This is a genomic window from Enterovibrio norvegicus DSM 15893 (assembly GCF_900115495.1).
GTDB lineage: Bacteria > Pseudomonadota > Gammaproteobacteria > Enterobacterales > Vibrionaceae > Enterovibrio > Enterovibrio norvegicus.
Map to the genome: position 1 here is coordinate 111,631 of NZ_FOWR01000005.1, position 21,989 is coordinate 133,619.

General features: G+C 45.7%; 18 protein-coding genes. 8 read left to right on the forward strand and 10 right to left on the reverse strand.

Annotation, left to right across the window (positions count from 1 at the left end):
- Positions 1-43: 43 nt before the first annotated feature.
- Together btuC and btuD are read left to right on the forward strand one after the other, a co-directional pair.
- Positions 44-1,030 carry a vitamin B12 ABC transporter permease BtuC gene (gene btuC, locus BM082_RS04615; RefSeq protein WP_017008551.1) on the forward strand — a complete coding sequence of 329 codons (987 nt, stop codon included), beginning with the start codon at positions 44-46 and terminating at the stop codon, positions 1,028-1,030.
- Positions 1,027-1,782 (forward strand): vitamin B12 ABC transporter ATP-binding protein BtuD, encoded by a 756-nt coding sequence (btuD, locus tag BM082_RS04620; protein ID WP_017008550.1) that lies wholly within the window; start codon positions 1,027-1,029, stop codon positions 1,780-1,782. Before btuC ends, btuD begins: the two co-directional genes overlap by 4 nt.
- 144 nt (positions 1,783-1,926) lie before the next feature.
- On the opposite strand, the gene BM082_RS04625 is transcribed toward btuD, so the two are convergent.
- The 3 genes from BM082_RS04625 to BM082_RS04635 all read right to left on the reverse strand — a co-directional run bounded on the left by BM082_RS04625 (position 1,927) and on the right by BM082_RS04635 (position 4,677).
- Positions 1,927-2,376 (reverse strand): tellurite resistance TerB family protein, encoded by a 450-nt coding sequence (locus tag BM082_RS04625; protein ID WP_017013675.1) that lies wholly within the window; start codon positions 2,374-2,376, stop codon positions 1,927-1,929.
- Positions 2,377-2,553: 177 nt separating this feature from the next.
- On the reverse strand, positions 2,554-2,964 hold the full coding sequence (locus BM082_RS04630; protein ID WP_017008548.1) for a VF530 family protein: 411 nt from the start codon (positions 2,962-2,964) through the stop codon (positions 2,554-2,556).
- Between the two features lie 108 nt (positions 2,965-3,072).
- Complete coding sequence (locus BM082_RS04635; protein WP_074925459.1) at positions 3,073-4,677, reverse strand: ABC-F family ATPase; 1,605 nt, start codon at positions 4,675-4,677, stop codon at positions 3,073-3,075.
- Between the two features lie 198 nt (positions 4,678-4,875).
- On the opposite strand from BM082_RS04635, the gene BM082_RS04640 reads away from it, so the two are divergent.
- From BM082_RS04640 to BM082_RS04655, 4 genes are all read left to right on the forward strand, one after another.
- A complete protein-coding gene (locus BM082_RS04640; protein WP_244275926.1) occupies positions 4,876-5,109 on the forward strand; it encodes a hypothetical protein in 234 nt (77 codons plus the stop codon).
- A gap of 227 nt (positions 5,110-5,336) precedes the next feature.
- A complete protein-coding gene (locus BM082_RS04645; RefSeq protein WP_074925465.1) occupies positions 5,337-6,398 on the forward strand; it encodes an AraC family transcriptional regulator in 1,062 nt (353 codons plus the stop codon).
- A gap of 253 nt (positions 6,399-6,651) precedes the next feature.
- A complete protein-coding gene (locus tag BM082_RS04650) occupies positions 6,652-8,109 on the forward strand; it encodes a coniferyl aldehyde dehydrogenase (protein ID WP_074925468.1) in 1,458 nt (485 codons plus the stop codon).
- Positions 8,110-8,232: 123 nt separating this feature from the next.
- Positions 8,233-9,807, forward strand: a complete 1,575-nt coding sequence (locus tag BM082_RS04655) for an AMP-binding protein (RefSeq protein ID WP_074925471.1) — start codon at positions 8,233-8,235, stop codon at positions 9,805-9,807.
- Between the two features lie 430 nt (positions 9,808-10,237).
- Here the strand turns inward: BM082_RS04655 and BM082_RS04660 are convergent, their stop codons facing one another.
- The 3 genes from BM082_RS04660 to BM082_RS04670 form a co-directional block, all read right to left on the reverse strand.
- Positions 10,238-11,479, reverse strand: coding sequence for an outer membrane protein transport protein (locus BM082_RS04660; protein WP_074925473.1), 1,242 nt, complete (start codon positions 11,477-11,479; stop codon positions 10,238-10,240).
- A 245-nt stretch (positions 11,480-11,724) separates the two neighbouring features.
- Entirely contained in the window at positions 11,725-12,093 is a 369-nt protein-coding gene (locus BM082_RS04665) for a hypothetical protein (protein WP_017008541.1), read from the reverse strand.
- Between the two features lie 16 nt (positions 12,094-12,109).
- Positions 12,110-14,281, reverse strand: a complete 2,172-nt coding sequence (locus BM082_RS04670; RefSeq protein ID WP_017008540.1) for a lipoxygenase family protein — start codon at positions 14,279-14,281, stop codon at positions 12,110-12,112.
- Between the two features lie 952 nt (positions 14,282-15,233).
- On the opposite strand from BM082_RS04670, the gene BM082_RS04675 reads away from it, so the two are divergent.
- Positions 15,234-16,055: a c-type cytochrome gene (locus BM082_RS04675; RefSeq protein WP_017013667.1), complete on the forward strand. Its 822-nt coding sequence runs from the start codon at positions 15,234-15,236 to the stop codon at positions 16,053-16,055.
- Positions 16,056-16,149: 94 nt separating this feature from the next.
- On the opposite strand, the gene BM082_RS04680 is transcribed toward BM082_RS04675, so the two are convergent.
- Positions 16,150-16,413, reverse strand: a complete 264-nt coding sequence (locus BM082_RS04680; RefSeq protein ID WP_017008538.1) for a glutaredoxin family protein — start codon at positions 16,411-16,413, stop codon at positions 16,150-16,152.
- A gap of 355 nt (positions 16,414-16,768) precedes the next feature.
- Between BM082_RS04680 and BM082_RS04685 the strand changes: the two genes are divergently transcribed.
- The gene (locus BM082_RS04685) at positions 16,769-18,112 is read left to right on the forward strand and encodes an endonuclease/exonuclease/phosphatase family protein (protein WP_074925476.1); all 1,344 of its coding nucleotides are present in this window, start codon (positions 16,769-16,771) and stop codon (positions 18,110-18,112) included.
- Between the two features lie 92 nt (positions 18,113-18,204).
- Here BM082_RS04685 and trhO read toward each other — a convergent pair whose 3' ends face one another.
- The 3 genes from trhO to BM082_RS04700 all read right to left on the reverse strand — a co-directional run bounded on the left by trhO (position 18,205) and on the right by BM082_RS04700 (position 21,937).
- Positions 18,205-19,185 carry an oxygen-dependent tRNA uridine(34) hydroxylase TrhO gene (gene trhO, locus BM082_RS04690; protein WP_017013665.1) on the reverse strand — a complete coding sequence of 327 codons (981 nt, stop codon included), beginning with the start codon at positions 19,183-19,185 and terminating at the stop codon, positions 18,205-18,207.
- A 206-nt stretch (positions 19,186-19,391) separates the two neighbouring features.
- Complete coding sequence (locus BM082_RS04695; RefSeq protein ID WP_074925478.1) at positions 19,392-21,068, reverse strand: GMC oxidoreductase; 1,677 nt, start codon at positions 21,066-21,068, stop codon at positions 19,392-19,394.
- Positions 21,069-21,523: 455 nt separating this feature from the next.
- Positions 21,524-21,937: an OsmC family peroxiredoxin gene (locus BM082_RS04700; protein WP_017013663.1), complete on the reverse strand. Its 414-nt coding sequence runs from the start codon at positions 21,935-21,937 to the stop codon at positions 21,524-21,526.
- Positions 21,938-21,989: the final 52 nt, after the last annotated feature.

The following is a 21,989-nucleotide window of genomic DNA, read 5'->3' on the forward strand; positions in this document are numbered from 1 at the left end:
TCTCTGTATGGTTGGCGCCCATTGATGTTTAGATCGTAAAACCATGCATTTACTTCAACTTGTTGAGCGTCGAACACGACGCTGGCACCTCTCTTTAGGCATAGCGTCCGCACTCATGGTTTTGTGCGCGATGTTGTCACTTTCTGCGGGGGAGATATGGATTACACCGTTCTTCTATGACTCCCCGTTAGAGCAACAATTGCTTATGGAGCTTCGTGTTCCTCGCGTTATTGCCGCCATTGTTATCGGTGCTTCTCTTGCTGTCTCGGGCGCTGTTCTCCAAGTGCTTCTTGGGAACCCTCTGGCAGAACCGGGTGTGCTTGGTATTTCTGGTGGAGCAAGTTTAGCGTTGGTGATTGTGCTTTTCCTATTTCCATCCTTAGCAAGTCAATATGGATTGATGGCAGCCGCCATGTTCGGCGCGTTAGCGTTTACGGCCATATTGGTATGGCTTGCGCGAAAGCGAACCATGTCGACGGCGAGATTACTTCTGATTGGCGTCGCGTTAGGCATCTTGTCTGGTGCGATTGTCACCTGGGCGTTTTACTTCAGCTCCGACTTAAACCTTCGTCAGCTTCTCTATTGGCTAATGGGAAGCCTTTCTGGTGTTCATTGGGCACAGCTAACATTGACTGTCTTGGTTGTTCCTGCCGTTTTGTGGCTGTGCACACAAGGCAATAACCTTGATTTGATGATGCTAGGGGAAACACCGGCAAAACAACTTGGGTTGAATATCCAAAGGCTTCGCTGGCAACTGATCCTAACGGTAAGCGTCTTAGTGGGTGCGTCGGTTGCGATGGCGGGTGTGATTGGTTTTGTTGGGCTAGTGGTGCCACATTTTCTGCGTTTATGGTTAGGGACAGAAAACCGTTTTCTTCTTCCTTTATCAGCATTGGCTGGCGCATCACTCTTGCTTGTCGCTGACACCATTGGCCGTATGGCCATTGCAGAAGCAGAATTGCCTGTGGGCTCTGTAACAACAACGATTGGCGCACCACTGTTTATTTGGATGTTGTTGAGGCGCGTATGATCAAAGCTCAAAATATCGCGTTATCTACCCGATTATTGCCGCTTAACTTGAATGTCGAACCGGGGGAGATCGTGCATCTACTCGGCGCCAACGGAAGCGGAAAAAGTACCTTACTTGAGCTTCTGTCAGGATTGACCGACGGGCAGGGAGATGTCTCCATAGACGGAAAGCACCTTGATGATATCGACAGCAAACACCTTGCAAGACAACGTGCCTATTTGAGTCAGCAGCAACGTCCTGCGTTTGCCATTGGTGTCTATCAATACTTGAGCTTAAGTTTGTCTGCACTAAATGGCACTGACCCGAAATTGCTAGAAAAAGCGGTCAGTGAAATCTGCTTACTGTTAGGCATTGAAGACAAGTTAAATCGAGGTACGGATCAATTATCAGGCGGCGAGTGGCAACGCGTTCGACTTGCGGGTGTGTGTTTGCAGATTTGGCCTGACATTAATCCCGAAGGGCGATTGTTACTTCTTGATGAACCTGCGACGGCATTGGATATCGCTCAGCAAAGCGTGATGTACAAAATGGTGCGTCAGATAGCCAAGAAGGGCATCGCGGTCGTCATGTCTAACCATGACATCAACAGAACGCTCTCGGATGCTGATCGCGTAGTGCTGCTGAAAAACGGGCATGTCGTCGCTCAAGGCAAACCAGAGAGTGTTATGGATGTGGAGACGTTAGAGCAAGTGTTCGGAACACGGCTAAAGCGCATTCACGTCGATGGGCAGATGTTGATGCTGAGCCAATAGTAAAAAGACTTGCTTCGGCAAGTCTTTTTGTTTGGTATCACTGGCAGCCAAGCTCGCGCTACTTATGTCGCGCTACTTATGTCGCGCTACTTATGTCGCGCTACTTATGTCGCGCTACTTAGGTTTGTACTACTTAGGTTTGTACTACTTAGGTTGCGCGTCCAATTTAGCTTTAATAAACAGCGGGTGATCCACGTATAGAAGCTCTGCAGTTTTACGGATCACGGATTCTTCCAACGGGTCCAGCCTGCCATCTGCGTAGGCAACCTCCCACATCGCTTTAATCAATTCGAAGCGTTGCTCAGGCTCAAGCTGACGCAATTTATCTGTGTAGTCGTAAAGAGACACTGATTGCGCTGATTCCCCCTGTGCTTGATCGACAAGGCTCTTGGCTTTTTCATCATCAATGTCGAGTAACACGCTCAGCATCCGTGTTTTCGCGACTTCTTCTCGTGCGTCAAGTTCATGATCTGCGCCCGCCACTTCACACAGCAACCCAGCCATCGCACGTTGATAAAGGTGCTCATTAGACGTTGCACTTCCGCCTTCATCGGCAAAAACTTCTCTAAGAATGGATGACAGTTTTGAAAACATGTTTATTTCCCATTTCAATTCGTATGACTGACTCGCCTTATTGCAGCCTAGCATTTCTTATTTAAGAGTGGCTAACATCAGGAAAAGTTTCATGATCCGCAGATAAGAAAAAGCCAAACCCTTGAAGGTCTGGCTGTATACGCTTTTTGCTTTGGCGCTTAACGCGATATGTATGAATCAGCGTCGGTTAAAGCGTCCGCGTGAAGAGCGCGCTTTGTGTGCGGATGCTGCTTTTGCTTGTGAAAGCAAAATAGATTCAACCGTTAACTCCATTGGCTCACGGGGTTCAACGCCGTGTGCAAAGGTACGGGTACGCGGCGGCATTAAAAACTCAGCTTCGCTTGCTTTTGGCATACGCTTGAAGCGGTACAAATAAAAGTTTTCCAACTTCTCACGTGCCCACTCGGTTTTCTTCAAATACTTCACACTACTCGCAATCGTTGGTTTCGTACTGAAGCAGTTAAAGCGCATTGCTGTATCAAGAATTTCCCAACCGTAATGGTCGACCAACTGGTTCAACATATCTTCAAGCTTGAGGCCATGAAGCGGGTTGTTTTGTTGCAGTTCAATGCGTTCTTGTTCTGTCATGAAGAGTGTCTCCACTGGTTGCCGCGAACAACGCTTGTTCGCGACGTCTTGATTGTTCTAGCGACCGTCTAAGCAGTCTACTTCTTTTCTTGTTTAGCGTGACGTTTATTATGCAACGTTCAACACTTTACGTTGATGCGCAAGATATTCATCAAACGTACCTTGGAAGCTCACCAAGGTTTTATCTTTAACATCAATGATTGATGTGGCAAGTGACGATACGAATTCGCGGTCATGGCTAACAAAAATCAGCGTGCCGGTGTACGTTTTCAGGGCATTGTTTAATGCTTCGATCGCTTCCATGTCCATGTGGTTCGTAGGTTCGTCCATCACCAACACGTTGATGTCTTGCATCATCAATTTACCGAACAATAGGCGGTTCTTTTCACCACCTGAACAGTTCTTGGCTTTCTTATTGACGTCATCAGCTGTAAACAACAAACGGCCTAAAATGCCACGAACCATCAAATCATCGTGCTTGGTGGTACGCCACTGCGAAATCCAATCAAAGATGGTCATGTCGTTGTCGAAGTCTGCCGTGCTATCTTGTGGGCAGTAACCGATAGATGCGTTTTCAGACCACTTAACAACGCCTTCTTTTTGTTCTAGCTCGTTCACCAAGCAACGAAGCAGGGTGGTTTTACCCACACCGTTTTCACCAATGACGGCTAAGCGAGACCCTGCTTCTAGTAATAGGTTACCACCTTCAAACAAAAGCTCGTTTTCAAATGCGTGTCCAAGGTTTTGCAGTTCAAGTGCTTGGCGGTGAAGTTTCTTACCTTCGCCAAAATCAATGGAAGGGCTCATACGGCTTGAAGATTTCACTTCATCCAGTTTGATTTTATCCATCTTCTTAGCGCGTGAACTTGCTTGTTTTGCTTTTGATGCGTTGGCACCAAAGCGGTTAACGAAGTCTTGCAGTTCACTAATTTCTGCGGCTTTCTTTGCGTTACCAGAAAGCAACTGTTCTCGGATTAGCGAAGAGGCTTCCAAGAAATATTCATAGTTACCCGGGTAGATACGCAATTCACCGTAATCGATATCTGCCATGTGGGTACACACTGAATTGAGGAAGTGACGGTCATGCGAAATGATGATCATCGTGCACTTACGTTGGTTCAATTCTTCAGCTAGCCAGCTTATGGTATGAATATCCAAGTTGTTGGTAGGTTCATCCAGCAACAAAATATCAGGGTTAGCAAACAGGGCTTGCGCCAAAAGAACTCGCAATTTCCAACCCGGCGCAACGTGCTGCATGAGGCCAAAATGAAGATCTTCTTCAATCCCTGCTTTCAGTAAGATGTCGCCGGCACGGCTTTCCGCTGTATAACCGTCCATTTCAGCGAACTCGCTTTCGAGTTCAGCGACTTTCATACCATCTTCTTCGCTCATTTCAGGCAACGAATAGATGCGCTCACGCTCTTGTTTGATTTCCCACAATTTGCGATCGCCCATGATCACCACATCGATAACATTGTGTTGTTCAAAAGCAAACTGATCTTGGCTCAATACCCCAAGCTTGTGTCCAGGCGTGATGGAGACATTGCCTGAGCTTGGCGAAAGTGCACCGCTAAGAATCTTCATGAAGGTTGATTTACCACAACCATTCGCCCCAATGAGGCCGTAACGATTACCGTTACCGAATTTTGCAGAAATGTTTTCAAATAAAGGTTCGGCACCAAACTGCATGGTGATGTTAGCGGTAGATATCAAAGAAGTATTCCTAGTTTTTAATGGTTGACGAATCCGGAGGTCGGAAAGATCAACCAGCAGAAAATAAAGATGTATAGATAGGCCGCGGATTATACAGATTAATTTAACAAACGACAGATATGAGACCTAAATCACGTTAGAAATCTGCATCTCAATGCTAATGAAGTGATTTGTGTGGCTGAGGGGAGCGATGTTTGGATGCTTGATTTTTCAAATGCCAAAAACCCGTATGTTATGCGCGTAACTCACGGAGCAAAAAGGCGTTATGTCAGTGATGTTGAAAATGACGTGGCGCACTGTAAACGAATTGAGATTAAGACCAATCAATTGCTTGGTTTTCTAGTTATCGTTTGTAGGAAAGCAGAACAGAGCAGGGTGGAGGTAGTTTGGTGTATCGATGGTGAATACACCATGATTAAAATGATGAGGTAATTTCCATCGGTTTATTTTTCAACGCTAACTGTCTGAAATAAAGCCAGAGATATGTAGTTGGTATTGTCTTAAATAAACGTGTTTAAGACAATGTAACGTATCCAATATGGGTTGGAAATGGGCCAGAATCGATGCCTTAATTTCTTCTATCTTGTGTCATTTTAGCTAACTTTACATTTTGAAACATTGTTGCAACACTTTGATGACTGAAGTGAGAAGTGGCTTAAATGAACGCATATTATTCAACATTAAGTGGTTGGATTATTCCGGTTACGCGGGCAATGAAATCGTTAGATATCGATCCGATAGAAACCTTGGTTAAGTTCGGTATCGACCCTGCTGAAGTGAATGATCCAGAAGGAAGAATTTGTGTGGAGAGCTTGGGAAACCTGTTCTCTTATTGCAATAAACGCGTGGGGCATCGACAGTTCAACATCGAAGTGGCACGTAACTTCCACCCTTCAGCCTTGCATGCTCTGGGCTATACAGTGCAATCCGCTTATAGCTTAAAAGAAGCACTAGAGCGTGTATCGCAATACAAACGGGTTGTTTCAAATTGTAGCAACATGCTGACCTATGAATCTGGGAATGAGCTTATTGTTGAGCTTGATGTATATCGCTACACAGACAGCGGGCGCTTCGTGCTTTCTTCTGATTTGATTGAGTCATTTTTAGCCACGCTGGTGCAATTATCCAGGGAGTTAGTGGGTGGTGATTTGAACCCGATCCGCATCCAGCTTACATACGAAGAATTGGCAGACTGTCCAGATGTTGACGCGCACTTTCAATGTCCGGTGGAGTTTGGTTGCGAGCGCAATGTCGTGGTATTGGAGCTTGATCAAGCTAACGAGCGTGCCTTCGGCAACAACCCCATTATCAACCAAGCACATCTTGAAATTCTTGATCAATTTATGACGCGGGTAGATAAAACAAACCTGACCTATTTGATTGAAAACAAGATATTGGAGGAGCTGCCATTAGGCGCGCCGTCACAGGCGGTTGTTGCTAAGCACCTTGGGTTGAGTTTGCGAAACCTACAACGAAAGCTTGCGGAACAGGGCACGTGTTACAAAGATATCCTCGATTGCACGCGTAAACGTTTGACCTTAAGTTACATAAGACAACCGCACATGAGCATCAGTGAAATAGGCTATTTGGTCGGCTTTTCAAACGTTGCAAATTTCAACCGCGCCTTTCGTCGCTGGGAAAACTGCGCTCCCGGCGAATATCGTCAAAATTACCTCACCGGAAATGCGTTAGTGGAGCATCTTCATCCGAAAGTAAGTTGATCTTTGCTTTCTCTCCAGCCGTGGTTTCCAAAAAATTAAATCTCCCATTCTGGCTTGTAAACACGCTATTCAGTGGCGGTTTACAGCCTCTTTCTTGTGTGTTTTTTTCCGCTGTTTACTTGAAAGATAAGCCTTTGGCATAAATTAACAATCCGGTTCCCCCAGTTTCCCTCATAGTGGCATGTAGACCGACACAAAGGTTGTCCACCAAAACCTTGATGGTATATGCACGACACCAATGAGAGGAAATTCAATGACGAATGTAGAGCAAATCTCGGCGCAAGCCTACTCGAAGCAGATAACCAGCGATTTCCTCGTCGATATGCAACGACTGTTTGATGGGCAAAAGCTGGCGTTTGAAGATGATAAATTCCCAAGTCATGAGCGTCGAGTCCGCGACCTGAAGGCGTTGAAACATGCCATTCTCGTCAACAAAGGTGCATTGCTTGATGCGCTTGAAAAGGATTTTCAATACCGCAGTCATGATGAAAGCATCTTGGGTGACATCTTTTCCTCTTTGTCTTCCATTGATTACGCCATCAAGCATCTTTCCAACTGGATGAAGCCGCAAAAAAGAGCCGTGGGCATCGTCTTTCAACCTGCGCATGCAAAGGTTATGTATCAACCTAGAGGTGTAGTGGGCGTGATAGCGCCATGGAACTACCCAGTATTCCTTACCGTTGGTCCGCTTGTGGCGGCGTTATCTGCAGGTAATCGCGTAATGATTAAAACGTCTGAATTTACGCCCAACACCAATGCCATTCTCTCGAACATGTTATCGAGTATTTTTGACCGCTCAAAAGTATGTGTGATCGAAGGAGAAGCCGATGTTGCACGGGCTTTCTCGTCTCTGAAATTTGATCACTTGCTGTTTACGGGGTCAACGGAGGTTGGAAGGCATGTGATGAAGGCGGCAGCCGAAAACTTGGTGCCAGTCACGCTTGAGTTAGGGGGGAAGTCGCCTGTCATTATCGACGACAATATTGACCTCGACGAAGCGGTAAAACGCTTTATTTATGGGAAGACGATGAATGCAGGGCAGACCTGTGTGTCTCCGGACTATGTGTACTGTCCGAAAAACCGTGTCAGTGAATTGAAAAGAGCCATACAGGTTCGCTATCAATCCATGTATCCCGTTGAAGAAGGGGTCGCACGTCGTACGAGAGTGATTAATGCCAAACAGTATCAACGTCTTTTGGGTTACTTGGACGATGCAAAACAGCGCGGGGCTGAAGTCATACCGCTCGGGGAAGTCTCAGAAAACCCAGAAGTTTGTTATATGCCACTGACGGTGGTGTTAGGTGCTGACCGCGACATGAAAGTCATGCAGGAAGAGATTTTTGGCCCCATTCTGCCCATTGTCGGGTACACAACGTTAGAAGGTGTCATTGCTGACATCAACGATAACCCTCGTCCTTTGGCTCTATACATCCAGAGTTTTGATAAAGCCTTTCAGCAAACCTTGTTGAATAACACACATGCAGGGGGGGTATGTATCAATGATGCTGCATTTCATGTCGTTGTTGATGATCTACCTTTTGGAGGGGTTGGCGCGTCGGGAATCGGGAGCTATCACGGGATTGAAGGCTTTAGAACCTTCTCCCATGCTAAATCAGTGCTGAGTCGCGGTCGGCTTTTTTTCAGTGACATGCTGTTTCCCCCTTATGGTCGCAAAATACATGCGCTTTTTTATCGGTTTTTTGTTCGATAAACACGAGGTGATGACACATGCACAATTGCATCGCCCAAGTAACAACAGGGCCTCCCCTCGATATTCTGTATCACCTAGCAATCTTCGAGAGATCAGAAACTAAAACGTTAAAAGGAGATCCACATGCGAAAGAGTGAAGATGTGAAAACTTGTAATAATCTTCCGAACTTTATCGTACAAGCTTGTGATAGGTATGCCGACAAGGTTGCATTTCACTGTGGCCCTTCACAGCTAACCTACAAAGAGGTTGAAGAAAAATCCAGAGCATTAGCATGCTGGTTTCAACACTACACGGCATTGCAACCGGGTGACCGGATTGCGATTCAGCTTCCTAACATTCTGGATTTTCCTATTGCGGCGTTCGCTGCAATGCGGGCAGGTCTTGTTCTTGTGAATACCAACCCCCTTTATACGCCAAGAGAAATGCTCCACCAGTTTTCTGATTCAGGCGCAAAGGCCATTGTTATTTTTGCCCCGTTTGCAGACAACCTTGCCGCTATTATCGATAACACAGATATCGACGTTGTGGTGTATGCGGGTTTCGCAGGGGATGAGCCCTCATTAGATTGTGAAAAACAGGTAGTAGAAATAGGCCTACCCCAAGCACTGTCAACTGGCCAAGATGAAGTGCTTGGACCAATAGTTTCCCCTCCCGATGCAATATGCATGTTGCAATATACAGGGGGCACAACAGGTCGTGCCAAGGGGGCGAGTTTGACTCACCGATCGGTACTGGCCAATGTTCATCAGTTTGAAGCGCGGTTAGAAGGCACAGTGATGCGAGGTGAAGAACTTTTTGTTTGTCCATTGCCGCTTTATCACATCTATGCGTTTGCCGTTAATTTGCTTTTGTTTTTCTCGCAAGGGAACGGAAATATTCTGATCCCGAACCCGAGAGACTTAGACGGTTTTGTTTCCCTGATTAAGCCACACAAATTTACAGGCATGGCGGGGATTAACACCTTATTCGTCGGCTTGTGCCAACATGACGGTTTCAAAGCGCTCGATTTCTCAAGCCTCAAGGTGACCTTTTCAGGGGGAACTGCCCTTATCGATAATGCGCGTCTCGCATGGAAAGAGGTGACTGGCGGTGACATTACTGAAGGGTATGGCATGTCTGAAACGTCCCCAGTGATCAGTCTTAACATTCCAGGTAAAGAACATTACGGCACTGTTGGTGTTCCTCTGGTTGGCACGATCGTCGAGATATGGGACGTAAACGATAAAGCACTACCTCAAGGTGAGGTCGGTCAGATTGTCGTCAAGGGTGAGCAGGTCATGAAGGGGTATTGGAACAACGCCGAAGAAACGCAACAAGTGATCACCTCTGACGGCTATTTTAAAACCGGTGACATGGGAAAAATACTTAACGACGGTTGTGTTCAAATTGTTGACCGCCTTAAAGACATGATTTTAGTGTCAGGTTTTAATGTCTACCCCAGTGAAGTCGAGCATGTGTTGAGCTGCCATAACGATGTGCTCGAGGTGGCTGTTGTTGGCGTCCCAGATGACACGACAGGCGAAGCTGTTGTCGCTTACATCACAGCAAGAGAGACCGTTTCTTTAGATGACATCGCGCTTCACTGCAGGAAAAACCTTACGCCTTATAAGATCCCAAAAGATATTCGGATCGTCAAAGAACTGCCAAAATCTGCCGTCGGTAAAATACTGCGTCGGGAACTTAGAGCGGAGAGCTGACGTGAGTCCGAGTACCGCGTTACTCTGTTTTTACCGATAGTCCAGACGTCACAATCTCATTCCAAAAACTTATCGGTAAACTTTGCCCTGTTGTTGATAGCGGGGCTTTTTTTTGGCTTTAGGAAAGGCGTATTTCTTCTGAAAAACGTACGGAATACGGCGCGTTTTACCTGCATCGCATTGCGCGCCTCTTTGGGATTAAACATATAGCTGCTCGTACGAAAAGGTGACCATTATTTCTCCGGGTTTCATGGTGTTAGTCATCTGTTGTGTTTTCCTCGGGCTTTCTAAAGTTCTTATCCACATCAAATTTCAGCAACATGAACAAGTGATATAAGTAAGGCTGAGTGCTGAGAATGAAAAAGCCCGGGTTACCGGGCTTTTTGTTGATGGGTTGTCCCGTCCTAAATAAGGGGGCTGCTAAGGAAAACTAAAAACGGTAGTTGGCTTGTACACCCGCAATGATGAGATACCCTTTGGTTTCGTATTCATTGCTGCCTGCAAACAAACTGGTTTCCGTGAAGGTTTCGTCCGATCTATCCATATAAGCCAACCCTGCATCAAACGACCAGTTTGCATCATGGACATAGTTGATGCCCGCAGAATACCAATAAGCATCTTGGTCGGGGACGCTCAGCGTGGTTTCGCCCGCTTTTTCATCAAGCGCAAACCCAGCACGGAGTTTCACCGCCTCATTGAGTTGATAGGTGGTGCCAATCGCCCAGCGCCAGCTATCGTCATAGGATTCAGGTTTAAGAAAACAGATACCGCCCGTGACAGAACAACCACTGCCTGTTGCCTTAAACTCGGTGTAATCACTCCATTGCGTCCAAAGCGCGCTGTAGTGGATTGCGATGTTGTCATTCAGTTGGTGAAAACCAGAAAACTCAGCCGTTGCAGGCAAGGGAACGGTTGAGCTACTCGATACGGTGCCACCGCCAGGCACAGCAACAAGCCCGGGAGTGTGATCGGTAAAATCGCCTTCAAGGTTTACATCAACACCGGCGCGATAGGCCAATCCAAAGCGGTTGTTTTCATCCAGTGTCACGAGTGAACCTATGTTCCAGCCAAACGCGACATCGTCGCCTTCCCAGCTCAGTAAGTTCTCACGTTTTACTTCACCCGTGGCATAAATCAAACTCACACCCGCACCTAGACTGACCATAGGGGTAATTTGATAGGCAATTGCTGGGTTGATGTTAACTGAGAGCAGCGATGTTTCTCCTGCGATGTCTGGCGACGCAAATCCATCCTTAAGTTCCGTTGCAAGTCCATAGTTGGAATAAATCCCTAAACCAACGGCGAGTTTTTCACTTAAAGGCCGAACATAGTAACTGGCAGGTACAACATTTGAAGGAACGGTATCGCTGGATGATTGGGTGTCAGACGCCCCGACAACATCGATATCCGCGTCGAAATACACCAAGGCGCCAGAAAACTCAGCGCGTTCAAACAATGTCATGATCGCGGGGTTTCTTCCCATGGCTGCAGCGGTATCGCCAATAGCAGCTTCACCTGCGTATGCTCGACCCAACCCACTGGCGGAATCAAATGCAATCTGATAACCCGCAGCATGTGCAGTATTAATGCTTAAAGCGGAAGAAACAAACATTGCGACTCCCGTTAATGCAGTTTTAGATAAACGCGCTTTTGAACAATGAGAAACTAACATATCAACCTCCTTGGTTTTCTTTCCTTACTGCCGTGTGAAACACGTAAAAGAAAAGGGGATGTTTTGATGTTAAGTGCTTTGTTGAAAAGGTGTTTGTCTTGTCGTGCCAGAAGGTTATCAGGGCAGTGAACAGTGCAAAAACATTGAGTTACGGGGGAACGATAGCGGGCGGTTTGGAATGAGATCCGATAGAAAACGGGCTATACCACATAGCCCGTTGAGTGTTGCTCTACCTGCTTAAAACGTTATGCATGGATATAGCGAATGAAATAATCCATCAGCTGAAACTCTTGATGAAGATTAGCAAAGACAGCTTTAAAGTCGGTGTCTTTCGGACTACGCTCGACAATTTTCTTGGCAAAGTCAGCGATTTGTTCGTCTTTCACCTTTTTTGAATGAACAAGGTTCTGCTTGATGGCAACAAACACATCTTGCTCCGGTGTGGTTAACGCTAATTGTTGACTGGCTTCAATCGCTTCTTTGCTATTTCTATGTGCGGACAAGTTTTGGCTTGGTTGCGCCCAAACGTTGACTTGCGAGAGTGCCACGCAAGAACCGCCAGCAACTAGTAGACCGCGCATGGTTGCTCGACGAGTAAGATTAATGTCTTTCATTTTGCGTCTCCTAACCTTAGTTCCAAGGACTGACAGTAATGGTGGATGGCATTCTTAAATCGTATGCCCAACGTCTGTCAGCATTCTTGTCTCTTATCTCATTATCCAACGATTGAAGTTGAGATTGGAAAACATCTAGCAGTGGGTAAACGTTCGGATCGTGTTTGAACTGACCTTTCGGGTATTTACCGAGAGAACGGTGCCAATCTTCTGGAAGATCCGTAAAGATCCTCGAGAAGAAAAACAGACCAGCGCCGACATTCATTGGAGGGCACACGTTCAACCAGTCTCTCTCAGAATAAGGGTGCGTTGGTTCGATTGGGTGGTCTCGATAGAAGCCAAGCGCGCCCAATTTCATGAACGAAGCCAAACTCGTAAAGCCGTGGTTGACGGACATCCAATAAACGATCCTTGAGACGATATCGACCAGTTCTTCAATCGATCTAGCCTCATCAGGGAAACCTCTAACACGACCATCGTGTGTGGTTTCATACAAGAATGCTTGTAGTTCTGTATCGTTAGTCACATCTTGATCAGAGTGATAGTAGAGGCGAAGGTAGCCATCAACCCATTCCTTGATGATTGGCATTAAGCGGTTATCGTCATGTTGGGGATAATCACCAATTTGTGCGAATGAAGGGTCATTCATGCGATCAAATGGCGTGCTTTGCTCAAAGAAATGATATTGGTCTTTTCTTCGTACTGTGGCATTCACAAATGTCACACTGCTGAAACCAGATAAGCGCTGAATTGCCCCCGTCAACAATCCGTTGTAAGGGTTGTTGTAAACGATGTCTGGCCCAACAAGCGGCGCACCCACTTCAAAAATCCCGGTGTGGTTATTGGTGACCAATGCCATCAAATGCGTATCAAGAAGTGCACGCAAAGGGTGTTGATTCGGAATGTTGCGGAAGTAAGCCACAGGTATTGGGCCGAGGTAAACGTGGGTTGATAAGTGGTCTACAACCGCCGCCATGGACGTCATGGTTGTAATGGCATTCTTCGCCATTTGCCATGCCCAATAGTTATCCGCAGGCGTGACTATTTTGGATGGAGGCTGGGTATTCCCGCCATACCCAAAGATGTTTGCGAGCGTCCAACCGATGCCATCCCAAAAAGAATTTCCGATAGGGTGCTGTGTCGGTTGGATGGCGACAGTTTTTAATGTGTTGCTGTTCGTGGGCAGGGCAAACAACGCGATACCAGCATGCAGTCTGGCACCAAAGTTATCCCAATTACGCGCAGCCACGGTTTCTTCTTGGAAATCTTTGAAATCGAGAATAAATAGCCTTCCTTCCGCCATTGCTTGGTCTAAATCGTCTGCCTCAAACCCAGGCACGCGCTTAAACTTGTCATTGGTCATGGGGAAGTTTTTCATGTGGTCTGTGAAGGGTTTTAGATAGTTAAACACCGGTGTTGGTGCTGCTGTCATCAACCAGCCGACCAGATCATCAGAACGGAAGTCATTGTCATAAGGCGCTTTAGGCCATTGTTTAATCCTTGCATCGTACTCTGGGTGCGATGGACAGAAATCAGGGTAGAAATCGAGTTCCTCAACACTATTACATTTTCGATTGGGGAAGGTTAATAGGATGGGATCGATGATTTCTATCGAAATCCGCTCAAAATTGTTATCAGCCACACTACTGTAAACAACCGCAAGCAAATCAAGGAATTTCTGAGCAATGTTCTGAGAAAGAACGATGGCTACAAAGTTTTTACCAAGATAGGCGATGGTGCCTTCAAACAAGCGAACACCAACAAAATCAGCATCAGCATCATCAACATTAAAGTTGTATTCTTGTTCTTCCAATCCTCCGCGATATCGCCAATCTTTTGCATTTTGTACGTCATCACATCTGACATTACCGTGAACAACTGCGCCGCGTAATTTCGCGTAGTCGAACACGTTATCGAGTTTTGCTTGGACCAGTGCTTGTTGCCTGTCATCTAATGTCGCGTTGTCATATTGAGGTAAGGAAACGTAAGGGTAAGGGGCGACCTCATTTTCAACACCGCCCAATCCAAGAGGGGGACCACCGTCCTCGATCAGACCAAAGAGATCGAACCCTGCGTAGCATTGTGGCGTACTTATGAATCGAGCACTTCGCTGAGTGGCAGCGCTATCTGATTGGGGAGTGGGCGCATTAATTAGCGCCCTAAGTTCTTCGATTTTGTCATCGCTCATCGTTTCGTTCCTTCATCACGGGTGGATACGTCACTTGGCTGAGTAGGTCAACGTAACGTTAATGTCCTCGTTGGCTATTACTCACTCAGTCTTCATGAATTACACAAGTACTGCCTTAAAGTTCACGACCACGTGCTTGCTGAAATGTAGGTGTCTACTTGCTCTTAACACGTAGACGAGAATGTAGAGACACAATCACGTAGAAGCATGGATATTTTTGATTGCAATCAGCACTCAAAAATCACTCAGTAACCATATCAAGCAAAAAAAGAAAGGGTTTATCCGAACACGAATAAGACTTGTCTTAACATTCCTTTCTGGCAAAGCGCACCATTAAAAGTGTAAAAATACCTGACAAATATGCCGTCTTTTTTATGAGAATTGATACGAGTGGCAACGTAATCTCGCAGTGTGACCGGACAGCACTAGGCCATTTGACTGAATCGATTTGGGGCTGGTGTATAGTTGGCCGCTTGAATGGATGACTGATTTATTAGATCACCAGTCTGAATATGTGGATATAGAAGTTAAAAAGTATGGCAATTTGCAATTTGTATGTGTGGAAAATAATCGTCAGGGCTGATGAGTGTATTGAAATGCATATTATGGATGGTAACGTGTAAGCATTCTTTCGCATATGAATATGAGATTTAATTTATATATAAAACACGTTTCATCTTCACGCTTAATACCGCATGATTAATTTCTCATTTATGCGCTAGATCAACGTAAACATCTTTCAGCCTTTGAATTTAGTCCTATACTCGATTTACGATGGTGTGTCATTTAAACCTTTCTTAGTCAATGAGTTGAGAGTTTAGTGATGTATCTTCTGACTTACCCCTTCAATATTTGAAATGACCTGTGTTTTTTCATGGTGGATGTTTGAGGCGTAAGGAAAGACAGTATTTAAGTCAAAGATGTGACTCGCAATTAATAAAAAGGGATTCCAATGTTGAGATGTATACTTTTTCTTGTTCTTAGTTGTTATTCGTTGGTTGGGTTAGCAGATGATAGAAAGCTGGTGTTTGTATTAAAGCAAGGTGACACGGTTATATTTGATAAAACACTTAAGATAGCTGAGTTGGATAAGGCATCGAAAAATCATACGTTGTCCTTTACATCACCTGTTTACCACCAAGATATGGTTTACAACGGTATGGACTTCATTGACGTGGCAACGTTTGCTGGCATCGACTTTGCTAAAGTTGAAGAAATCAAATTCCATGCACTGGACGGATTCATTGCCACGTGGTCAAAAGGGGTGACTGAAAGCCCATTAGTCGTTGTCACTGGCGAAGAGGGGAATGAGGCACTGTTTACCGATATCGGAGAAGGTAAACAGGTATTAAACCCAGGCCCATTTTACGTCATGACGACAGAGCCCAGTGAATACAAGAAGTGGACATGGCCTTTCCAGGTTTACAAAATTGAATTTAACTACGAAAAACCAACATCTGATTACTTCCCTGTTGGCGCAGACGAAGGCTCAACCGTGATGTCGGGTTACACTACTTTCAATAACCTTTGTATCTCTTGCCACTCTGTCAACTTGGAGGGCGGGGATATTGGTCCTGAACTCAACATTCCTCAGAACATTACAGAGTATCGAGACACGGAATACTTAATGGCGTTCATTAAAAATCCGAACTCTTACCGTGCTAAGTCTCGTATGTTGATGTTCGACCATCTGTCCGACGCCGAGCTTAGCGCTATCATTGATTACCTGACCTTCATGAAAGGTCAAAAAATGATGGATAAGATTGATCAATAATGTGCATATTTGCTGGTGGTAATACAATGCTGTCAGGTGTGCGCGCGTGAGAAAAACATGCACAAAAAAAGGCCCGTAAAGGGCCTTTTTAATGCTAGCTGGCAACGTTTTCTTTTAAATACTCGATAATATCATCGGATTCATACATCCATTCAACTGAGCCATCTGTGCTCTCGATGCGCAAACACGGAACCATGCTTTTGCCACCTTCAGAGATGAGGCGATCGCGCGCATCTGAATCTGTACCCACATTCACCAATTTGATGTCGACACCCATGTATGTCATTGCCGCACGTACTTTTAAGCAGTATGGGCAGTAGTCTTTGTGGTAAAGGCTAAGAAGTTCTAAGTTTGGCATGAATAATCCTTATACATCTGAGAGATTGGGTCTAATTGTTTGCGTAAAGTAGACCGCACATTCCATAAATCACTTTCATCTTAGTCCTCTTTATACCCTGATCACCATCGCTTTGCGCTGAACAGACAGTTTCTTGATACGTTGAGTGCCTAAATTTGAGTGTTGCTTAACCGATAGGTGCTTTTTGATGCATGACCTTGGTGGGCTGATGTGTTTTCCGCATCTGCTAATCCTGCGTGTTCTTAGAAAAAAGAGCCCGTGCAACGCTGAAAAAGACGATGTTTATTCGTACACAAATATCCATGCTTAGCATAAGGCTTGGGAAGTGAAGATAAATCAAGTCGAGGTAATGATAATGAAGATGGGAAAGTGGGGGATTGCATTGCTGTTGAGTGCGTTAACGCTGATGGGCTGCAAAAACGAGGAAGTGACGGTCGCGTCGTTCAATCTTTCCTTTGATCGTGGATCGTTTGAGCAACTCGTCGATGAAATGAAAACATCGAGGAAGAAGCAAACTGTATTGGTTGATGCGTATGTGAGTGACAAGGATGGCATGAGCGACGAAGACAGAGAACGTGCAGAGAAAATCATTCAGATCCGTAATGTTGCAGCGATCATTCAAACCTCACGTCCCGATATTCTCATGATGGGTGAGTTTAACAACGACGGTAACGGCATTAAGCTAAAGGCGTTAAAAGGTTTTCAGAAAAACTACCTGTCTCATGGTCAAAGCCCCAACAGTATTGATGGTGGAGACAAGCTAAAACCCATTAAATATCCCTTTAAAGAAACCTACGCCACCAATACCGGCCTGAACAGTGGGCTGGATTTAGACAATAACGGCGAAGCGGGTCAATTACCTGGGGATGCATGGGGATTTGGTTTTTATCATGGGCAATATGCATTTGCGTTGATGTCCAAGTTCGATATCGATAAGAAACGTACCCGAACATTTCAAACCTTTAAATGGAAAAACCTCCAAAATGCAGAGAACCCGAGGGTGGTGAATTGCAATGATCCGAACAACCCCATTCCTGAAGGGTTGGCATGTGGTGATGCATGGTATTCCGACCAAGAATGGCAACGCATGCGCCTTTCTTCCAAGAACCACGTTGATGTGCCCATTAAGATTTCAACGCCGTTTGGCGAAGAAGTCGTGCATTTGTTGCTTTCACACCCCACGCCGCCTGTTTTTGACACAGTGACTGAAAATAACAAATTGCGTAATCGCGATGAAATTCAGTTTTGGATTGATTATATCGACAATGCAGACTTCATTTATGACGACAAAGGCAAGGTTGGCGGGCTTTCTAAGAAAGCGCATTTCGTGGTGATGGGCGATCTTAATGCTGATCCTTTAGAAGGTGACGGATTTCAAGAAACCATCGGTGCATTGTTATCGCATCCCCGCGTGAATCACGATGCGACTGAAGGTGATTTAACCCCCACCAGCACGGGGGCATTGGAGGCCAATAACACAGGGCAGTACCCTGAGCGTGTTACCAGCACCTTTGGTTTGCGCGTTGATCATGTTATTCCGTCCGCAGGCTTAAACGTTATTGAATCAGGTGTGTATTGGCCGGCGACGGGTGAAGAAGGGCGTTTGCTGATGAACGACGAGCGGGTAGGACAGTATGGAGATGGTAAGGACATTTCGTCAGACCACCGTTTAGTCTGGAACGTTGTCGAGCTCTACTAAACACGTTTGGGCTATCGATAAAAGAAAGAAACCGAGCGTAATGCTCGGTTTCTTTTTAATGTTTATTGGCTAACCAATACTGCGAATGCGCGTTATTTTCTCGCGCGTTGTTGTGTTTTTAACGCTAACTTTTCTGCGCGGCGCGCCTCTTTTTGTTTTATTGCATCTGCGCCCACATGCGTTTCACCACGTGCCGCCGCAAGTTGAACCTGCTTTTCTCGCTCACGGAAGTTCGCCAATTGTTCTTCTGTGTGTGTGCCAAAACACTTCGGACAGCTCACGCCTTGCTCAAACTGCGGCGATTGCTTGTCTTCTTCCGTAATCGGTAAACGACACGCGTTACACAAACTGTAATCACTCTGCTCTAGCTGGTGGTTCACGGCAACGCGGCCATCGAACACGTAGCAGTCGCCATTCCAAAGGCTATTTTCTTCAGGCACGTCTTCAAGGTATTTAAGTATGCCGCCCTCTAGGTGATACACCTCATCAAACCCTTGCTCTTTCATGTAGGCCGTCGATTTTTCACAACGAATGCCGCCGGTACAAAACATCGCAACTTTTTTGTGCTTCGTTGGATCCATGTTTTCTTTTACGTAATCTGGAAACTCACGGAACGTTTCTGTGTTTGGGTTAACCGCACCTTCAAATGTGCCGAGTTCAATCTCGTAGTCATTACGTGTATCCACCACGAAAACCTCAGGATCAGAAATCAGTGCATTCCACTCAGAAGGCTTTACGTAGGTACCGACCACATGACGAGGATCAATGCCTTCAACGCCCATGGTGACGATTTCTTTTTTCAGTTTGACCTTGGTGCGATTGAACGGTTGTTCATCAGAGAAGGATTCTTTGAAGTTAATGCCTGCCAGTCGTGGGTCAGCATTTAAATAAGCGAGTAAGGTATCAATGCTCTCGCGCTTCGCTGCCACTGTGCCATTGATGCCTTCTTGTGCGAGCAATAATGTACCTCGAACTTCATGTTCATCCATCAACGCCGTCAGTGGCGCTTGAATGTTTTTATAGTCCTTTAATTCAACAAATTTATACAACGCACAAATTACAAACTGACTCACACGGTTTCCTTTCACTGCAGGTTTAATTAACGAGTAATAGTGTAACTGATGGACGCCACTATAAACATGCAACAAAAGTGTGGTTATTACGATACACAAAATCGTAAAGACGTACTCAAGATCTAACGAATAAACATTGCGATGGGTGGGTAAAGAAAAGCCGAGACGGACTCGGCTTTGGTGTGGTTTAGTCTCTAGGCAAGAAGCTAGAAATCTTCTTGAATCACTTTCTCTATGTTTCTTTCCGCCAGTGCCGCAATGGTCAATGAGGGGTTGGCGCCACCCGTGTTACCAGGAATCAAGGCGCCATCCATGACATACATGTTAGGTAGCCCTTTTACGCGGCCATACATATCTGTTGCTTTGCCAATTTCCATACCACCAACAGGGTGAGCACCCGTAAAAATAACATCATCAAATCCCGGCGCGCCCAACCGCTGCCAATTTCTTATGGCCATATTGGTGTTCACTTTTCGCATTGAGTTCGTTGCATCCGCTTCGAGTGCCTTCGGGTAATGCAAAACAGCGTCGTCTTTTGCGCCATCGTAATAGAAGTATCCACGATTGTTGAAATCCGCAGTGACGGCTAACGACATGGAAACGCCAACTTCGGCGATGGCAGCATTGGCCCAATTCTCGGCAACAATCGGGCTCTCGCCGTGATCTTTCACGTAGATGGCTGACGGCGAGGGCGATGCTTGAGGGCCTCCTTGTGGCAGCCCAAACAGTGACTGCCTAAAGGCCATACGGTTTCCGTTATCGCCCCAGTTTTTACCAACAAATTCATTGAGCTCAGGGAGCGTGCCTTTTGCTTTAGCACGAACCAGCATACGTGGGGTGTGGTATGCACCTGCCGCCATGATGAGCTTGTCGCAGGTAACGGTTTTTTGATGAATGATCTCGCCATACGGGTCGTATTTAACAATATCCAGTTCATACAAATCACCATTACGTGAGATTTCTTTCACTTCATGATTATGGTGAACCGTCACGTTGCCGGTGGCTTCCGCCATGGGAATGTAGTTCTGATCTAGGCTCTGTTTGCAACCATTACTGTTCCCGAAATTGGTTAGACCTAAGGTGCTCGAAGGGAGAGAGTGCCCTGTCATTTCTTCTCGAACGACATTCCAATCCCAGTTACCGTCGATTTTGTAAGAGTGATAGCCAGTTTTGGCGGCTTCTCTGTCCCAATCTCGACAGTGTTTAAAGGAAAGGCTGTTGTAGATGTCATTTGGCATTTGGCTGTAATTCAGGACCGACTTCACGCGCGGGTAATAGGTATTCACCATTTCGTTAAAGGTAATGTCTGCAGGGAACAGTCGCTCAAAATACGCTTGTTTAGGAACTGCCTTTACGCCGGTATAGATAACAGAGCCGCCGCCCACGGCAGTGCCGAGTAAAATATCCGATCCGCCACGGTAGTTTTGGCCCTGACGATCAATGATATCGAGCACGCCACAAAATTTATCAATGCTTTTGGTTTGAATGGCATTAAAAAAGGGAAGTTGGTAAGTGAGTGCCGGGAACGTTGTGGTTTCTCGATGCCAAAACATACGGCCATCAGCAATCATGTCGTAAGCAAAGATTTTCCGGTGCTTGCTCAACGGCCAGCGGTTACCGCGTTCGATAATGGCGGCTTTGATTCCAGCCTGACCAAGCCTGAGCGCACTCACTGCACCACCAAAGCCGCTACCAATGATCAAGACAGGATAATGATAAGAGAGCCTTGGCGGCGTATTGAATAATTCAGGCACCAATAATCGATAATTGATCGGAAAGAGGGAAGTAAGGGCTTTCGTCTCGCGGGAATATAGCGCAACGGCGGCGGCGACTGAAACACCGATGGTGGATTTTACAAATTGCCTTCTTTTTGGGCTTTCCATTTCCTTCTCCTTGATCCGTTTACAACGCAAAATGTATGACGTGACATACAGTCAACAGGGCTGACAATAAAAATGGCTGCATAATGAACAGTTTTATATGGATAAATTAGAAACTGAAGAAATGAAAAAACCAGGTTCTAACTGGCTAGAATGATATTCACAATTTTTATGTGACTAATGCTCATGGTTGAGAATATGAGCAAATGTTAATGGACGTTAGACCTTGGTATGAAGGTGTTCACACGCTTTGCGCAGTGGAAGAAAATGAGCCAACCTGTTTTGTCTACGCAGATGCTCATCGTCGTTTTTCCGTGTAAACAGTGAATGCCTGTTAACCTGACCATAAAACTAAAAAAGTGCTGCTTAGTGAGTAAACAGCACAAAAATACTAACGATTAAATAGAGCAAAAGTTGAAGCTCATCATCAGAAAAGGCGTTGCATGGGGGATGGAAAGCTATTTTAAAGACAAAGATAAGGTGATGTCTGTGCCTGCAAACAGACGTGAAACAGGGCACTTTTCTTTAGCAATAGCACCTAATTCCTGAAGTTCTTCATTGGACAAACCCTCTGCTGATACCTCAGAGGTCAATTCAATCAGCGTTATTTTTGGTCCATCATCGTCGCCGAGATGCACCTTTGCCGACGTGCTGATCGTAGGAGAGTAATTTTTCTCTGATAACAACGCAGAAAGAAACATGGAATAGCAACCTGAATGGGCAGCACCAAGCAACTCTTCTGGGTTTGTGCCTTTACCTGTTTCGAATCGTGACGCGAAAGTGAATGGGCCCGTGACATCGCCATACTTCATGACACCATTACCGTTTTTTAATGTTCCTTCCCAAACTGCACTCGCATGTTGAACTGGCATAATTCATTCCTTTTTTCAAATTCGTATTTTTAACGTAACCAACTGATTGAAC

Bases quoted from the DNA above. Each gene is read 5' to 3' on its own strand.
- btuC (WP_017008551.1), top strand. From the start codon at position 44: ATGCATTTACTTCAACTTGTTGAGCGTCGAACACGACGCTGGCACCTC.
- btuD (WP_017008550.1), top strand. From the start codon at position 1,027: ATGATCAAAGCTCAAAATATCGCGTTATCTACCCGATTATTGCCGCTT.
- BM082_RS04625 (WP_017013675.1), bottom strand. From the start codon at position 2,376: ATGTTTTCAAAACTGTCATCCATTCTTAGAGAAGTTTTTGCCGATGAA.
- BM082_RS04630 (WP_017008548.1), bottom strand. From the start codon at position 2,964: ATGACAGAACAAGAACGCATTGAACTGCAACAAAACAACCCGCTTCAT.
- BM082_RS04640 (WP_244275926.1), top strand. From the start codon at position 4,876: ATGCTTGATTTTTCAAATGCCAAAAACCCGTATGTTATGCGCGTAACT.
- BM082_RS04645 (WP_074925465.1), top strand. From the start codon at position 5,337: ATGAACGCATATTATTCAACATTAAGTGGTTGGATTATTCCGGTTACG.
- BM082_RS04650 (WP_074925468.1), top strand. From the start codon at position 6,652: ATGACGAATGTAGAGCAAATCTCGGCGCAAGCCTACTCGAAGCAGATA.
- BM082_RS04655 (WP_074925471.1), top strand. From the start codon at position 8,233: ATGCGAAAGAGTGAAGATGTGAAAACTTGTAATAATCTTCCGAACTTT.
- BM082_RS04660 (WP_074925473.1), bottom strand. From the start codon at position 11,479: ATGTTAGTTTCTCATTGTTCAAAAGCGCGTTTATCTAAAACTGCATTA.
- BM082_RS04665 (WP_017008541.1), bottom strand. From the start codon at position 12,093: ATGAAAGACATTAATCTTACTCGTCGAGCAACCATGCGCGGTCTACTA.
- BM082_RS04670 (WP_017008540.1), bottom strand. From the start codon at position 14,281: ATGAGCGATGACAAAATCGAAGAACTTAGGGCGCTAATTAATGCGCCC.
- BM082_RS04675 (WP_017013667.1), top strand. From the start codon at position 15,234: ATGTTGAGATGTATACTTTTTCTTGTTCTTAGTTGTTATTCGTTGGTT.
- BM082_RS04680 (WP_017008538.1), bottom strand. From the start codon at position 16,413: ATGCCAAACTTAGAACTTCTTAGCCTTTACCACAAAGACTACTGCCCA.
- BM082_RS04685 (WP_074925476.1), top strand. From the start codon at position 16,769: ATGAAGATGGGAAAGTGGGGGATTGCATTGCTGTTGAGTGCGTTAACG.
- BM082_RS04695 (WP_074925478.1), bottom strand. From the start codon at position 21,068: ATGGAAAGCCCAAAAAGAAGGCAATTTGTAAAATCCACCATCGGTGTT.
- BM082_RS04700 (WP_017013663.1), bottom strand. From the start codon at position 21,937: ATGCCAGTTCAACATGCGAGTGCAGTTTGGGAAGGAACATTAAAAAAC.